This is a genomic window from Sinorhizobium sp. 22678, from assembly GCF_052044265.1.
In the GTDB taxonomy this organism is placed as follows: domain Bacteria; phylum Pseudomonadota; class Alphaproteobacteria; order Rhizobiales; family Rhizobiaceae; genus Sinorhizobium; species Sinorhizobium meliloti_A.
In genome coordinates this window covers 318,578-334,535 of the sequence record NZ_JBQEMS010000004.1, presented here as the reverse complement: position 1 = coordinate 334,535, position 15,958 = coordinate 318,578, and the positions used below count along the sequence as shown (strand labels likewise).

The 15,958-nt window shown below is 63.6% G+C and carries 14 protein-coding genes; all 14 read right to left on the bottom strand.

All coding sequences use genetic code 11. The annotated features are described in order from the left end of the window. Positions 1 to 31: 31 nt before the first annotated feature. The 14 genes from lnt to ACTJKL_RS09145 all read right to left on the bottom strand — a co-directional run bounded on the left by lnt (position 32) and on the right by ACTJKL_RS09145 (position 15,880). Complete coding sequence (gene lnt / locus ACTJKL_RS09210; protein ID WP_440852735.1) at positions 32 to 1,627, bottom strand: apolipoprotein N-acyltransferase; 1,596 nt, start codon at positions 1,625 to 1,627, stop codon at positions 32 to 34. A 153-nt stretch (positions 1,628 to 1,780) separates the two neighbouring features. After that, positions 1,781 to 2,944, bottom strand: coding sequence for a hemolysin family protein (locus tag ACTJKL_RS09205; RefSeq protein WP_100669752.1), 1,164 nt, complete (start codon positions 2,942 to 2,944; stop codon positions 1,781 to 1,783). 12 nt (positions 2,945 to 2,956) lie between these two features. Next, on the bottom strand, positions 2,957 to 3,463 hold the full coding sequence (gene ybeY / locus ACTJKL_RS09200) for an rRNA maturation RNase YbeY (RefSeq protein ID WP_440852734.1): 507 nt from the start codon (positions 3,461 to 3,463) through the stop codon (positions 2,957 to 2,959). 16 nt (positions 3,464 to 3,479) lie between these two features. Further along, positions 3,480 to 4,535, bottom strand: coding sequence for a PhoH family protein (locus ACTJKL_RS09195; RefSeq protein WP_100669754.1), 1,056 nt, complete (start codon positions 4,533 to 4,535; stop codon positions 3,480 to 3,482). Between the two features lie 4 nt (positions 4,536 to 4,539). Then, the gene (gene miaB / locus ACTJKL_RS09190; protein ID WP_440852733.1) at positions 4,540 to 5,958 is read right to left on the bottom strand and encodes a tRNA (N6-isopentenyl adenosine(37)-C2)-methylthiotransferase MiaB; all 1,419 of its coding nucleotides are present in this window, start codon (positions 5,956 to 5,958) and stop codon (positions 4,540 to 4,542) included. Between the two features lie 113 nt (positions 5,959 to 6,071). Further along, entirely contained in the window at positions 6,072 to 6,941 is an 870-nt protein-coding gene (gene olsA / locus ACTJKL_RS09185) for a lyso-ornithine lipid O-acyltransferase (protein WP_437407941.1), read from the bottom strand. Positions 6,942 to 7,161: 220 nt separating this feature from the next. After that, positions 7,162 to 7,665, bottom strand: coding sequence for a GNAT family N-acetyltransferase (locus ACTJKL_RS09180; RefSeq protein ID WP_440852732.1), 504 nt, complete (start codon positions 7,663 to 7,665; stop codon positions 7,162 to 7,164). Positions 7,666 to 7,725: 60 nt separating this feature from the next. After that, complete coding sequence (gene tsaB / locus ACTJKL_RS09175; RefSeq protein WP_440852731.1) at positions 7,726 to 8,382, bottom strand: tRNA (adenosine(37)-N6)-threonylcarbamoyltransferase complex dimerization subunit type 1 TsaB; 657 nt, start codon at positions 8,380 to 8,382, stop codon at positions 7,726 to 7,728. A gap of 235 nt (positions 8,383 to 8,617) precedes the next feature. Further along, a complete protein-coding gene (locus ACTJKL_RS09170; RefSeq protein ID WP_018094005.1) occupies positions 8,618 to 9,184 on the bottom strand; it encodes a NifU family protein in 567 nt (188 codons plus the stop codon). 156 nt (positions 9,185 to 9,340) lie between these two features. Beyond that, positions 9,341 to 9,832, bottom strand: a complete 492-nt coding sequence (locus ACTJKL_RS09165; protein WP_003527692.1) for a universal stress protein — start codon at positions 9,830 to 9,832, stop codon at positions 9,341 to 9,343. A 52-nt stretch (positions 9,833 to 9,884) separates the two neighbouring features. Next, on the bottom strand, positions 9,885 to 10,949 hold the full coding sequence (trpS, locus tag ACTJKL_RS09160) for a tryptophan--tRNA ligase (protein ID WP_440852730.1): 1,065 nt from the start codon (positions 10,947 to 10,949) through the stop codon (positions 9,885 to 9,887). Between the two features lie 91 nt (positions 10,950 to 11,040). Further along, positions 11,041 to 11,430 carry a VOC family protein gene (locus ACTJKL_RS09155; protein WP_018094003.1) on the bottom strand — a complete coding sequence of 130 codons (390 nt, stop codon included), beginning with the start codon at positions 11,428 to 11,430 and terminating at the stop codon, positions 11,041 to 11,043. Then, a complete protein-coding gene (gene murJ, locus ACTJKL_RS09150; protein ID WP_440852729.1) occupies positions 11,427 to 13,034 on the bottom strand; it encodes a murein biosynthesis integral membrane protein MurJ in 1,608 nt (535 codons plus the stop codon). The genes ACTJKL_RS09155 and murJ overlap by 4 nt, the downstream gene beginning before the upstream one ends. Then, positions 13,031 to 15,880, bottom strand: coding sequence for a [protein-PII] uridylyltransferase (locus tag ACTJKL_RS09145; protein WP_379937064.1), 2,850 nt, complete (start codon positions 15,878 to 15,880; stop codon positions 13,031 to 13,033). Before ACTJKL_RS09145 ends, murJ begins: the two co-directional genes overlap by 4 nt. Positions 15,881 to 15,958 lie beyond the last annotated feature (78 nt).

Genomic DNA, 15,958 nt, shown 5'->3' with positions numbered 1-15,958 from the left:
AAATGCACTATGCAATTTTAGGGGTTTTACGTCAATTCTTCCTAATATTAAAACCTGAGCGCGATATCACTGCAACCACAAATAGAATTCCCATCGTCAGCCAAAAAATTTGGCTGCGCGTTGCGATATTTGTGAGCGTAGGCAGTTTTCCCGGCAGAATTGTGTCTAGAACCCCCTTGTAATTGTAGCCCAATACTAGCACTAAAACACCACGTGCATCAACAACTGCTGAAATACCAGTATTCGCGGCACGAATCATCGGAGTTCCGGTTTCGACCGCGCGGAGCTGCGCCTGATGGAAATGCTGGCGCGGGCCGGGGGTATCGCCGAACCAGGCGTCGTTGGTGATATTGAGGAGCGCGTCTGCGAGCCGGGCATTGCCGTCCACCTCGTCGGCGAAGATCGCCTCGTAGCAGATCATCGGATAGATCCGCCGGCCGCCCGGCAAGGTCAGCATCGGGCGGGTGCTGGCGGCCGAGAAACCGCCCGGCATCGAGGCCGCGACGGAGCTCAGGCCCCAGGAGGTCAGCAGATCCTCGAACGGGAGGTATTCACCGAAAGGCACCAGATGCACCTTGTCCGCCGCACCGACGATCTGCCCTCGATCGTCGATCACATAGACCGAATTGTAATAGCGCGGCGGCAGTCCGGCACCGGCATCCTCGACCCTGACGGCGCCGGCGACGAGAACTTGCCCGTCCTGGAGAACGTCGGCGATCCGCGCCAGGGCGTCGGGATTGTCGGTGAGGATGAAAGGGATCGACGTTTCCGGCCAGACGACGATGTCCGGCCGTTTGGCGCCATCCTGGACCGGGGCGGCCGTCAGCGAGAGATGGTCCTCGAAAATCGACGCACGCTCGCGGTCGTCGAGCTTCTTGGCCTGGTCGATCACCGGCTGGACGACGCGGACGCTCATCTCCGGCTGGAGCGGCACCGGTGCCGGCTGGGCGAGCCGGTAAAAGCCGAAAGCGACATGCGCCGCAAAGAGCGCTGCGGCGATGGCGAGACCGGCGCGCGCGCCCTTGCCCGTCCAGATCAGAGCCGGCGCGGCGAAGACGAAAACGGCCAGCATGTTGATCGTCGAAAGATTGACGACGCTGGCCGACTGCATCATCAAGGGCATCGGCATGGCCGCATAGCCGATGGCATTCCAGGGGAAGCCGGTAAAGAGAAAGCCGCGCAGCCATTCGGCGATGCCGAAGCCGAGCGCGAGGGCGGCGATCCGGCCCCAGCCGTCCGACCAGAGGCTGCGGGCAATGACGACAGCCAGCGCGTAAAAGAGCCCCAGAACGGCCGGGAGGCCGACGACGGTGAGCGGCAGCGCCCAGGCGAACGCGTCCGCCTCGACCAGAAGCGCATTGCCCAGCCACCAGAGACCACCCAGGAAATAACCGAAACCGAAGGACCAGCCGATCGCCGCGGGCGGCATCAGCCGCCGCAGCACGCCGTCGCCGGGGTCGGGCGCCACCCCGTCGATCAGCCAGACAAGGACGGGAAAGGAGACGAAAGCCGCCGCGAAAATGCCGAAGGGCGGCTGGGCAAGCACCGCCAGAAGGCCGGCGAGAAAGCCGACGAATGTTCGGGACACGCCCGAGAGAAGTATGATTCTGCCTGCCAGTCTTTCCATTGAACCTCCCGTCGGCGCCGGACGTGGGGGAGACCTTGCGCGGGACCCTGTCCTCGAGGATTCAAGGACACACGCAGCACGACCGAATCAATCGGCGGCAGTCTTCCAAAAAAGTGGCTGCTTGTCCCCTCTCAAGGCGACGGCGAGCCGGCCCTATTCGAACGAGGACGGGGGCTGGGCACCCGCCCCAGTGGGGCCGGCCGTGGTGAACGCATCGGGCAACGGCTCCTTCTCGACCTTCGGCAGGCGGCGGCGTGACGGCGGACGCTTGCGCATGATCCTGACGCGTTTGACGCGACGCGGATCGGCATCGAGAATCTGGAATTCGAAGCCGGGAATCGCCTGGACCACCTCGCCGCGGACAGGAATCCGGCCGAGCGATGCGAAGACCAGTCCGCCCAGCGTATCGACATCCTCGAGTTGCTCGCGCACGTCGAAGTCCGGTCCGACGGCCTCGGCGATCTCCTCGAGCTCCACCCGGGCGTCGGCGACGAAGACGTCGTCCGAGCTGCGCGCGAACATCACTTCCTCGTCGTCATGCTCGTCCTCGATGTCGCCGACCACCATTTCGACGATGTCCTCGAGTGATACGAGACCGTCCGTCCCGCCGTATTCATCGATGACGAGTGCCATCTGGATGCGCGCGGCCTGCATGCGCTGCATGAGATCCGAGGCGAGCATCGACGGCGGCACGAACAGGAGCTGCCGGACGATCCCCGCCTCCTCCACCGTCTTGTCGAGATCGACGCGAGAAAGATCGAAGCCTGCCTTCATCTGCCGGGGCGCCCTTTCGGGCTTGTCGCCGTTCGCCGTCGCCGCCGCATGGGCTTTGCCGTTGCGGCGGCGGTTGCGCGCCTGCTTGGTCACATAGGCAAGAAGGTCACGGATGTGCACCATGCCGCGAGGGTCGTCGAGCCCCTCGCTGTAAACCGGCATGCGCGAGCGTCCCGACTCCTCGAAGAGCACCATGAGCTCGCCTATGGTGATATTCTGGTCCACCGCTTCGATGTCGGCTCGCGGAACCATCACGTCCTCGACCCGAACCTCGCGGAAGCGGAGGATGTTGTTGAGCATAGCCCGCTCTTCGGGCGAGAAAGCCGCATTGCCTTCGGCGTCCGTCATGAGCGCATCGGCGAGATCCTCGCGCAGGCTCGACGGGCTCACACCGCGCAACAGACGCGCGGCACGGCTCCAAAATGATGATGTGGATTTGCTGCCCTCGAATCGGGCGGCGGTACTACTACCGGCCTCGGTGTCGCCGGAGGCTTCCGCCTCCTCGGTCGCGACAGCGGCCGGCTGTGTCTTGAAGTCGCTCATCGTTCCAAACTGTCAATGCGGGGGTTGGTCCCCGTAGGGATCAGATAGGCCAAGACGCGCCAAAATGCGAGTCTCCAACCCCTCCATTCTCTCCGCTTCGTCGTCTTCGATATGATCATACCCGAAAAGATGCAGGAATCCATGAACGAGAAGATGCGTCAAATGGGCGTCGAAGGGCTTTTCGAGCTCCACCGCCTCCCGCCTGAGCGTCTCATGGGCGACCACGATGTCGCCGAGCATCGGCCCCGGCATCCTGCCCGGCGTCACCGGAAAGGCGGGAAAGGACAAAACATTCGTCGCCTTGTCCTGGTCTCGCCACTCCGCGTTGATCGCCCTGATCGACTGATCGTCGGTGAAGACCAGCGACAGTTCCGCCACCTGTGCCGGCAGCGGCTGCTTCTCCTCACGCGCGAGAAAATCCGCCGCTGCCTCGAGAACACGCTCGCAAAAAGACCGAAGCTCCTCTTCGGGCGGCCAGTCTCCTGCCTCGACGCTGATCTGAATGTCCAATGCCGTCATGATAAACGCGGCCGCCTCAGCGATCGCTCTGCTCGCTCTCGTCGTGAACCGCCGTCTGGCTGTCATAGGCCCTGACGATCCGCGCCACCAGAGGATGACGGACGACGTCGGCATCCTTGAAGCGGATCACCGAGACGCCCTCCACGCCCTTGAGTATCTGCAGCGCCTCCACGAGCCCTGACTTTACGCCGCGCGGCAGGTCTACCTGACTCGGATCGCCGGTGACGATCATCCGGCCGTTCTCGCCGAGACGGGTCAGGAACATCTTCATCTGCATCGACGTCGTGTTCTGCGCCTCGTCGAGGATCACGGCGGCATTGGCAAGCGTGCGCCCGCGCATGAAGGCGAGCGGCGCGATCTCGATGACCCCCGCGGTGATCGCCCGCTCGACCTTGTCGCCCGGCATCATGTCGTACAGCGCGTCATAGAGCGGACGCAGATAGGGATCGACCTTCTCCTTCATGTCGCCGGGCAGGAAGCCGAGCCGCTCGCCCGCCTCGACAGCCGGACGCGAGAGGATGATCCGGTCGACCGCGCCACGCTCCAGGAGCTGGGCGGCATGGGCGACGGCGAGATAGGTCTTGCCCGTGCCCGCAGGACCGACGCCGAAGACGAGCTCGGCCCGCTCCATGGCGCGGATATAGGAATCCTGCATCGGCGTGCGCGCAGCGATTGTCTTCTTGCGCGTCGAAATCTGCGCCATTGTCAATTTGGCTTTGCGCTCCATCGTCGGCAACTGTAGCTGATCGTCGGCGGCGACCGCCATGCGGATCGCACCTTCGACATCGGATGTATCGATCGAAGCGCCACTCTGCAGCCTTCCGTAGAGATAGTCGAGGGCACGGCGCGCCTGATTGGTTGCGACGACGTCACCGGAGATGGCGACGGAGTTTCCCCGCGGCCGGGCGTCGATGCGCAATCGCTCTTCCAGCAATTTCAGATTCTGGTCGAACTGACCGAAGAGCTCGCTCGCAAAGCGGTTGTTCTCGAAGGTGAGCACGAAGTGATTGGCGTCCGTCGCGGATGTCTTCGACTGGCGAGATGAGGAAGAAATCAGTTCGTGTCCGTTCAAGCGGTCAGCTCCTCGCGTCCGATTCCCCGATCATCTCGGCAAACAGGCTGTTCGGCCCGGCCTTGGTGATTCGCACTCTGATAATGTCACCTATTTGCGATGCTTTTGCATCAACATTCACGGGCTGCAGCCACGGCGACCGACCGACGAGCTGCCCCGGCATGCGGCCCGGCTTCTCCAGGAGCAGGTCGATCTCCCGACCCACACAGGCCTCGGCGAAACCGCGCTGCTGCTTTACGAGCAAAGCCTGCAATATTTCCAAACGCTTGGCCTTCACGTCCTCGGGAACCTGTTCCTTGAGCTCGGCGCCCGGCGTTCCGGGACGCGTCGAATACTTAAACGAGAAAGCCTGTGCATAGTTCACTCCCTCGACAAGCCGAAGGGTATCCTCGAAGTCCTGATCGGTCTCGCCGGGAAAGCCGACGATGAAATCGCCCGAAAGCGCCAGGTCGGGCTGCGCCGCACGAATGCGCTCGACGAGCGCCAGGTATTCGGCAGCCGTGTGGCGCCGGTTCATCGCCTTCAGGATACGGTCGGAGCCCGACTGGACCGGCAGGTGCAGATAGGGCATCAGCTTCGCCATCGACCGGTGCGCCTCTATGAGGCTGTCGTCCATGTCGCGCGGATGGCTGGTGGTATAGCGCAGGCGTGCAAGGCCATCGATTTCGCCGAGGCGCCGCAAGAGGTCGCCAAGGCTCCATTCGCGCCCATGTGGACCCTCGCCGCGCCAGGCGTTGACATTCTGTCCGAGCAGGGTGATTTCGCGCACGCCGCCCTCAACGAGCTTCTCCGCCTCCGCCACGATCTGTGACACCGGGCGCGAGACTTCCGAGCCGCGCGTGTAGGGTACCACGCAGAACGTGCAGAACTTGTCGCAGCCTTCCTGGACGGTCAGGAAAGCCGTGACGCCCCGCGCACGGGTCTTGGCCTTATCGGGCGCCGGCAGATGGACGAACTTGTCCTCGATGGCATAGTCCGTTTCCACGATACGCTGGCCGGCGCGAGCCCGCTTCAGCGCCTCGGGAAGGCGATGATAGGTCTGAGGGCCTATGACGAGATCGACCGCCGGGACGCGGCGGAGAATCTCGTCGCCCTCTGCCTGGGCCACGCAGCCGGCCACGCCGATCAGCATCTCGCGGCCCTCGCGCGCCTTGGCCTTCTTCAGTTCGCGCAGGCGACCGAGCTCGGAATAGACCTTCTCGGCAGCCTTTTCGCGGATATGACAGGTGTTGAGCAGCACGAAATCGGCGTCTTCCAGGACATCGGTCGCAACATAGCCGTCGCGCGAGAGCGCATCCGACATGCGGTCGGAGTCATAGACGTTCATCTGACAGCCATAGGTCTTGACGAAGACCTTGCGCGCCGGAACGTTCAGGTCGCCCGCCTCGGGCGACGTCGACAGAAGAGCGGTTTCCTGGGTCATGCGGGTTCTTTAGTGCATAGCGCCCCAAAGTTGAAGCATTTTCGGGCCGGCACGGCGCGAGCCGCGACCGGTCACCCCTTCAGGGTGATCCCGGATTGAGGCATTTGAGAGTGCTACCGCGACCTTCGCGCGTCCGACGGAACGTCCGGCGCCACAGAGAGCGCGGCAGCCGGCTCGACCTTCGCGGCGGATCGGGAACGCCCTCGCAGCCGATCCGACAGCATTTTGCGGATCCGCTGCTCGATGAGGCGGCTCACTTCCTTGCGGTTCGCGTGCCGGTCATAATCCACCGCCTCGCCAAAATCGACATCGACCTCCAGGGCTCCCTCTCTGAGCACTCCGAGAAGGTGCGGCACCAGACCGATGTCGCCCGGCCATGCGGCGATCGGCCGATGATAGCGACCCATCGGCATGCCGTGGATGCCGGTGTAGGAAATCGCCAGCGGCTGGACATGAACCACGCCGGTCGGCGACTGCGGAACCGCCGAAGCGGCCGCGCCGAACAGCGAGGTCTTGATGTCGAGCAGCCGGTTGCCGTCGGAGGTCGTTCCTTCCGGGAAGAGCACGACGATTTCCCCATCGGCGAGCCGCCGCCCGATGTCATTGACCTGGTGACCGGTGGTGCGCTTCTGCTCGCGTTCCACGAAAACCGATGCCTGAAGGCGGGCGAGAAGCCCGAATACCGGCCAGCTCTTGACGTCCGACTTTGCAACGAAAACGACGTCCGCCACCGAGGAAAGCACCAGGATATCCTTCCAGGAGACGTGATTGGCGCTGAGGAGCAAGGGACGCCGGCGGTCGAGCTCGCCATGAACGCGGACGCGCAGGCCGAGCAGCAGGCAGGCGACGCGATGCCAGTGACGCGGCAGCCAGCGCCGCGGTTTCAGATCGAGCCAGAGACAAAGGATCTGGACCGGCATCAGCACCAGCGAGACCATGACGAGCAGCATGCCGCAAAGAGCGACCCGCACCCAATTGATCATCCGCAGGCACCTTCCAAACTGCGCTTCACCGTTTGCGTGAAATCATGAACGTGATCTGTTCCAGTGGGTTGAGACGCGGGATACGGGCGAAAACCGCACACGCCTTCCTCATCTCGCTCCAGAGCGTTTCCAGGAAAAGTGTGTAACGGTTTTCCGTCCGGAAGTGCGTTGGCCCAAAGGGTTAGAGCATTTCAGTGTTTCCATGAAACAGCGAGATGCTCTAACGAAGATCGAGCCGCATGACAAGCGCCGCGCTGCGCTCGCCGGGCCGCGCCTGGTAATAGGCCTTCCGCTCCCCGACCTTGCGGAAGCCGAGCTTTCCGTAGAGACCGATCGCGGCCTGGTTCGTCTCGTCGACTTCCAGGAACAGTGCCTCTGCTCCCTTGACCGCGGCCTCCCGCATCGCCGCCTGCATGAGGCGCCAGCCGAGACCGGAGCGCGCGTAGCGGGGGTCGACCCCAATCGTCAGTATCTCGGCCTCGCCGGCGACCGCCCGCGACAGGACGAAGCCGCCGAAGGCCGGCCGGAACATGCCGTTGGCATTGGTCTGGCGCGCGACGAATCCGAACACTGTCTCCTGACTCAGGAGCCCATGGATTTCGCCGTCGCTCCAGGCGGCGGCAAAGCGCTGGCGATGCAGCGCGGCCGCGGCGCCGAGATCGGCCTCTTCAAGCGCGAAAATCTCGAACTCGGCGCGGCGGGTGAAATAGTCGGTAAGGCTCATCGGGGCGTTTCTTGGACGTTCTGGAGAGTATACGGGCGAATGGCGTTTGGCGTCTTCCGGTCAGGCGCGGGTCACGGCGAATCCGGCCTGGGGCTTGGCGTCCGGTCCGCGCAGATAAAGCGGCTTAGGACGCGCAGAAGCAGGATCGGCCGCCGCGCCCAGCCGGGCGAGGGTCGCCATATCGATCTCGTCCGGCTTGCCGCCCGCCGCGCCGGTGACGGCAAGGGCACCGGAGCCGCAGACGATGCCGGCGAACCCGGAAAAGCGCCGGAGCGCTTCCTCGGCGGCCAGGATTTCCGCCTCCCCTTGCGGCCGTCCCGAGGCATCGAAGGCCTGGAGGTAAAGCTCGCCCCGTTTGGCGTCGAGGACGACGAGCACCGGCTGGCCTGCCTGTTTCAGCCGCGCGCTTTCGGCGACGACCTGAAGCGTCGTGACCCCGACTGCCGGCTTTCCGAGCGCCAGGGCAAGGCCGCGCGCAGCGGCAACGCCGACACGGATCCCGGTGAACGATCCTGGACCTATCGTCACGGCAATCCGATCGATCTCGCCCAGTTCCCGGCCCGAGACGCTCAAGGCCTCATCCACGAATTCCATGAGGCGCTCCGCATGGCCACGTCCGATTTCCGCGCCCGCGCATGCCAGAAGCTCTCCGGAGCCGCCGTCGCAGACGGCAGCGAAACAACCGGACCCGGATGTATCAATGGCAAGAACTAGCATTTCAGCCGCGGTCTCCTCCCTGCGTCCTGCGATCGGTGCGGCTGCGAGGGTGCGCAACCGCAGTTACCGCATCTACAAGTCGCTGCGGCACGTCGGAATCACACCTGTGATTCTATCCCAAAAACCACACCGGCATAAGGAATATGGAAAACGATATAAGGAAAATGACACCGAACTGGAAGCGAAGGATGCGCGGGCCCGCCATGCAGGCTTCCGCGCCTCGGCCCGCTTCGGATCAGACGGATTCGACCGCTTCGACTTCAGGAACGAAGTGGCGCAACAGGTTCTGCACGCCGTGCCTCAAGGTCGCGGTCGAAGAGGGGCAGCCGGCGCATGCGCCTTTCATGTTCAGGAACACCGTTCCGTCCTTGAAGCCGCGGAAGGTGATGTCGCCGCCGTCCTGGGCGACGGCGGGCCGAACCCGCGTCTCGAGCAGTTCCTTGATCGTGGCGACGATCGCCTCGTCGCCCTCGTCGAAGAACTCGTCCTCCGCATCCGTCTGCTCGGCACGGCCGGCGCCCGACATGATCGGCTGCCCCGACATGAAATGCTCCATGATCGAGCCGAGAATCGCGGGCTTCAGGTGCTGCCACTCCTGCGCTTCCTTGCTCACGGTTATGAAGTCATAGCCGAAATATACGCCGGTGACGCCGGGGATCGAGAAGAGCCGAGCCGCTAGGGGCGATCCTGCAAGGGCCTCTTCTTCGCTCCGGAATTCGGCGGTGCCGTTCTCCATCACCACCTTGCCCGGCAGGAATTTCAAAGTGGCGGGATTCGGCGTGGCTTCGGTCTGGATGAACATGTCTCACTCCGTTCTGCCGGGAGCGCTCCTCGACCGGCTTTTTAGAATTGTTCCAAAATATAGGAGCCTCGGGTGGAGCCCGCAAGGCGTAATAGCGTGATTCAGAGTGCTACAGCGACCTTTGCTCATGTGATGGGACGCGCAGCGCTGTGGAGATCAGGTCAACGCGTCGATTTCCTCATCCGTCAGAAGGTCGGGAATGACCGTGACCGGAATCGGGAAGGCCGCGGCCTTCCCGGCAATGGACGAAACGAGCGGCCCCGGGCCTTCCTTCGCCGATCCGGCCGCCAGCACCAGGATCGCGATGTCGCGGTCCTCTTCGATGGCGGCGTGAATCTGTTCCGTGGCGATGCCCTCGCGGATGACGATTTCCGGCTCGATGCCGATCCGTTCGCGCACCGTCTGCGCGATCTTGGCCAGCGTCGCCTCGGCCTCGTCCCGCGCTTCGGCGCGCATGATCTCCTCGACGCCCAGCCATTGCTGGAAGTCGCCGTCGGCGATCACGTAGAGCAGCACGAGGCCGCCATTGGAATTCTTCGCGCGCATACCGGCATAATGCACGGCGCGGCCGCATTCGGGCGTGTCGTCGATCACCGCCATGAACTTGCGGCGATGGCCTTCCATTCGTGAGAGTCGGGTTGAAACCATGCGGTGAACATTACAACGCCGCGCGGCGCCCGCAAGGTCTCATTTTCGTGAACTACTGCAAAAAGCCGATGATTTCGCGGACCTCGCGCATGGTCTTCTCGGCGCGTTCCCGGGCGCGCTCCCCGCCCTTGCGCAGGATAGCGTCGATATGCGCGGTATCGCCCATCAACCGGCGCATCTCGCCCGTGATCGGCGAAAGCACGCTGACGGCGAGGTCGGCCAGAGCCGGCTTGAAGGTCGAGAATTGCTGGCCGCCGAATTCGGCAAGCACCTCTTCTTTCGACCTGTCGGCGAGCGCGGCGTAAATCCCGACGAGATTTTCGGCCTCCGGTCGATCCTTAAGACCGTCCACTTCGCTCGGAAGCGCGTCCGGATCGGTTTTGGCCTTGCGGATCTTCTTCAGGATCGTATCGGCATCGTCCATCAGATTGATGCGCGACAGGTCGGATGGATCCGATTTCGACATCTTCTTGGTGCCGTCGCGCAGCGACATGACGCGCGGTGCCGGGCCGCCGATCAGCGGTTCGACCGGGGGGAAATAGGCATGGATCGGCTCTTCTCCGACGACGATGTCGACGCCGTAGCCCCGCGTCCGGATATGCTCCATGAAGTCGATGTTGAACTTCTGGGCGATGTCGCGGGTGAGTTCCAGGTGCTGCTTCTGGTCGTCGCCGACGGGCACGTGGGTGGCGCGATAAACGAGGATGTCGGCCGCCATCAGGCTCGGATAGGCGAGCAGGCCGAGCGAAGCGTTTTCACGGTCCTTGCCGGCCTTGTCCTTGAACTGGGTCATCCGGTTCATCCAGCCGATGCGGGCGACGCAGTTGAAGATCCAGGCGAGTTCGGCATGTTGCGGCACGGCCGACTGGTTGAAGACGATGTGCTTTTCGGGGTCGATGCCCGAGGCGATGAAAGCCGCCGCGATCGACCGGATCTGGCCCGGCAGGTCCTCATGCACGAGCTGCGCGGTGATCGAGTGCAGGTCGACGACGCAATAGATGCAATCGTTGTTTTCCTGAAGGGCGACGAATTTGCGGATCGCGCCGAGATAATTGCCGAGATGCAGGTTGCCGGTCGGCTGAACACCGGAAAATACGAGCGGCTTGAATTCGTTCATGTCGTCCCCAATCGGGCTTGTGGAGGGCCCGGCTCCAGTTGATATCCGCCGCGCTTATGCACGGCGGGCCGGGCGCAATCAAGAGGCATGGTCACGCGGGCTGAAGGAGATCCCACCTATTGCCGAAGGGATCGACGAAGACGGCAACGGTTCCGTAGACCTCATGGCGGGGCGCCTCGAGGAACGTCACGCCTGCCGAAAGCATGGCGGCGTGATCGCGGCCGAAGTCGTCGGTGAAGAGAAAGAAGCCGACCCGCCCGCCGGTCTGATTGCCGATCGCGGCGCGCTGCCTTTCGCCCTCGGCCCTGGCGAGCAGGAGCGCGGTCTCCGCCGCACCTTTCGGCCGCACGACGACCCAGCGCTTGCCGCCGCCGAGGTCGCTGTCATCGAGGAGGTCGAAGCCGAGCTTGCCGCAGTAAAAGGCGATGCCCTCGTCGTAATCGGGCACGACGATGGCGACGCGGGCAATCGACTGTCTCATTGCCGATCCGCCCCTTCGCTCGCCCGCTCGGCGGACGAGGCCGGTGCCCCCCGTTTGACGCTGCGGCGGATCATCGAGAGGCTTGCGCCGCCGGTCCCGAACGCGACCGCGAAATAGATCACCATCGCGGCGGCGATCAGGCCGCAGAGGGTAAGGGCGCGGGTCGCAAGCGGTGCGGTGGAAGAAAGGGGCAAGGCGAGCCAATCCACGGCAAAGTACAACGCGGCCGCCATGACGGCAGCGGCGATCACCAGCCGGGGAATCCTCGTCAGCAAGGGAGTATCGCGCCCCCAGTGCCCACGCCAGACGAGCGTCGCGAAAAGAAGCAGGGCGTTCACCCAGCCGGCGACGATTTCGGCCGTCGCGATGCCGCTGGCGGCAAGCGACGGAAAGAGCGTCAGCGCCAGGGAGACGTTCACTGCCACGGAAATTCCGGCGAAGATCATCGGCGTGCGGGTATCCTCGCGGGCGAAGAAGCCGGGAATGAAGGCCTTGATCAGCACGAAGGCCGGCAGGCCGAGGCCGTAGATCGCCAGAATATGACCAACGACGACGGTGGATTCCGGCGAGAACTGGCCGCGCTCGAAGAGGAGCCGGACGATCGGCTCCGACATGACGAGCAGTGCCGCGGCGGCGGGAAGTGTCAGGAACAGTGTGAATTCGACGGAACGGTTCTGCAGGTTTGCCGCCTCGTTGAGATTGCCGCCGCGCAGAGCCCGCGCAAGCTCGGGCAGAAGCACGGTCGCAACGGCAATGCCGACGACGCCGAGCGGCAGCTGATAGATGCGGTCGGCATAGACGAGCGACGAGACGGCGCCTTCCTTTGCAGAAGCGATATTGGTGTTGATCAGGAGGTTGATCTGCGTGATGCCGCCGGTGATCGCCGCGGGAAGCGCCAGCACCAGCAGGCGTTTGACGTTCGCCGTCAGCCGGGGTCGGCGAAAGCCGATCCGGATTCCGGCATTGCGCACCGCGACCCAGACGATCGCCAGTTGCACGAGGCCCGCGGCTAGCACCCCCCAGGAGAGATCATAGCCGACCGCGACCGCATCCTGGCCGCTGTACCAGGCATAGGCCAGCACGCCGATCAGGATGAAGTTCAGGAAGACCGGCGCGATGGCTGCCGCGAAATAGCGGTGCAGCGAATTGAGCATGCCCGCCATCATTGCCGCCAGCGACATGCAGGCGAGATAGGGAAACATGATCGTCGCGAAGGTGACGGTGCTTGTGAATTTCGCGGGGTCGTCGGCAAATCCGGGAGCGATCAACTGGCCGACGATAAACGGCATCGCCAGTTCCATGGCGATCGTCAGCAGAAGAAGAACGGTGAAGAGGACGCCGAAGACCTCCTCGGAAAAGCGCCGTGCGCCTTCCATGCCGTGCGCCTCGATCTCCCTGGCGAAAAGCGGCACGAAGGCCGAATTGAACGCCCCTTCGGCAAAAAGCCTGCGAAAGGTGTTCGGCAGCCGGAAGGCGGTGTTGAAGGCGTCGGCGACCGGGCCGGTGCCGAGCGCGGCCGCCATGAAGGTTTCCCGGATAAAGCCGAAGAGCCGGCTTCCGAGCGTTGCGCCGCCGACGGTGGCGAATTTCTTGACCAGACTCATGTTTCGGCTTTTGTCGTTTTGGAACCGTGGGGTACGCGGGACACAGGGGTCGGCGCAATGATGCCGGAGGGCATGCGCTCGCGCGCTTCGTCCACCTCGCCCGCCAGCACCGCCTTGAGGCGCGCCGCAATGTTCATCTGCCGGTTCTCGCTGGTGATCTTCGAGCCGACCAGATCGGTGACGTAGAAGGTGTCGATCACCTTTTCGCCGAAGGTGGTGATATGGGCCGAGGCGATGTCGAGCGACAGGTCTGACAGCACCGCGGTCACTTCGGAAAGCAGACCGGTCCGGTCGAGGCCTTCGACCTCGATGACGGTGAACTTGTTCGACAGCGTATTGCTGATGGTTACCTCCGGCGTCACGGTGAAGGCCCTGCTGCGCTTCTTCACACGCGTCCGGCTGGCGATCACCTCGGGCAGCCTCTTGCGGCCGGAGAGCACGTCCTCGATCAGCTTGCCGATGCTTGCCGCCCGGCGCGTCTCGTCCTCGGCGACCGAGAACTCGCGGTTGACGAGAATGGTATCGAGCGCCCGGCCGTCCGATGTCGTGTGGATCTGCGCGCCGACGATGTTGGCGCCAGCCGCGGCGCAAGCGCCGGCGATGACGGTCAGCAGGCGCGGATGGTCGGGCGACAGCACCGTGATTTCGGTGATGGCGTGGAAGTCATGGGTCCGCACCATGGTCGCGAGCGTCCGGCCCGCATTGTCCGCCTCACGGATGAAGCCCGCATGACGCACCTGCTCCTCGAGCGCCACGGTCAGAAGATAGGGCTGGTAATGCAGCCGCACATAAGCCTGGCGCTCCTTCTTCGGCCAGTCGGCGAGCGCCTCCTCCAGCATATGGGCGGCGTGCTTCGCCCGCTCCTTGCGCGACAGTTCCGAAAAGCCGCCCGAGAGCAGAAGCTCGGTCTCGTAGTAGAGCGTGCGCAGGAGCTGGCCCTTCCAGCCGTTCCAGACGCCGGGCCCGACAGCGCGGATGTCGCAGACGGTGAGGATGAGCAGCATCTTCAGCCGTTCGAGGGATTGGACCCGTTCGGCGAAATCGACGATAGTCTTGCGGTCGTTAAGGTCGCGGGTCTGCGCGACCATCGACATGGTCAGATGTTCCTCGACCAGCCAGACCACCATTTCGGTCTGTTTCGGGGTCAGCCCGAAGCGCGGGCAAAGCTTTCGCGCGACCTTGGCGCCGGCCACCGAATGATCCTCCGGGCGGCCCTTGGCGATGTCGTGCAGCAGAACGGCGACGTAGAGCGCCTCGCGGTCCTCGATGCCAGGCATCAGCATCGCCGTCAGGGGATGCGCCTCCTCCTCCAGGCCCCGCTCGATGCGGGAGAGGACGTCGACCGAGCGCAGGAGATGCTCGTCCACCGTGTAGTGGTGATACATGTTGAACTGCATCATCGAGACGATCTTGCCGAATTCGGGAATGAAACGGCCGAGCACCCCCGCTTCATTCATCCGGCGAAGGATCAGTTCCGGATTGCGCCGCGAGGTAAGTATCGACAGGAAGAGCCGGTTGGCCTCTTCGTTTTCACGCAAGTGCGGCGTGATCAGGCTCAAAGACCGGGTCACCTGCTTCAGCGCCGCCGGATGAAATTCGAGCCCGTTGATGTCGGCGATGTGGAACAGGCGCATGAGGTTTACCGGGTCGCGCTTGAACACGTCGGTGCTCGCAAGCGCGATGCGCCCGCCGTCATCGACGAAATCGAGCGTGCCCGCGATCTTGCGGACGCGATTGCGGAAGCGGCTTATGACGCCCGTGATCCCGGGCGTGTCCTTGGCCTGCTGGTCCTCTAGCGCCGAGCAGAAGATGCGGGTCAGGTCGCCGACGTCCTTGGCCACCAGGAAGTAGTGCTTCATGAAGCGTTCCACCGCCGAGAGCCCGGGGTGGTCGTGATAGCCGAGCGCCTCGGCGATCTCGCGCTGGATGTCGAATGAGAGGCGCTCCTCCGCCTTGCCGGTCAGGAAATGCATGTGGCAGCGCACCGCCCAGAGAAAATCCTCGGCCTTCTGGAAGAGCTTGTACTCCTGCTTCGAAAGGACGCCGAGCTTGACGAGATCGGCGGAGTCCTTGACCCGATAGAAATATTTCGAAATCCAGAAGAGCGTGTGCAGGTCGCGCAAGCCGCCCTTGCTTTCCTTGACATTCGGCTCGACGAGGTAGCGCGTGTCGCCCGCCTTGCGATGGCGCTCGTCCCGCTCGGCGAGCTTGGCGGCAATGAATTCCGGGCCGGTATTGCGGACGATCTCGTGATCGAAGCGCGTTTCGAGTTCGTTCGCCAGGGCCGCGGACCCGCAGACATAGCGGCATTCGAGGATTGCGGTGCGGATGGTCATGTCTGCACGCGACAGGCGGATGCATTCCTCGATCGTTCGCGTTGCGTGGCCGACCTTGAAGCCGAGGTCCCACAGGATATAGAGCATGAATTCGATCGCCGGCTCCGCCCAGACCGCCTTCTTGGCGGGCAGGAGGAAGAGCAGGTCAATATCAGAGCCTGGCGCCAGCGTTCCGCGGCCGTAGCCGCCGACGGCGGTAACCGCGATGCGCGAAGCTTCGGGAGCCTTCGCGGCGTCGAAAATCTGGTTCAGCACGAAGTCGTGCAAAAGGGTAATCAGTTGGTCCTGAAGCCAGGAGATGCGCTCGGCGCATTTTATTCCTGCGCCGTCTGCGGCGAGCAGTTCGCGCGCCTTGGCGCGGCCCGCGACATTTGCCTCCTTGAAGGCCGCAAGCAAGGCCCGGCGCATCGGTTCGCGCTGTTCGGCATGCGCGGAGGCGATGAAGTCGCACCTGGCCCGAAGCGCCGACACGTCCAGGATTTCGGGAAAGGAGGTTTGGTGTCTGGCCATGAAGTGCCGAGGAGCGTCCTGTCCGACTTAGATCATTCGTTGCAAGCGCCGCTGTATAGCCCTTTTGCCGGCCGAATG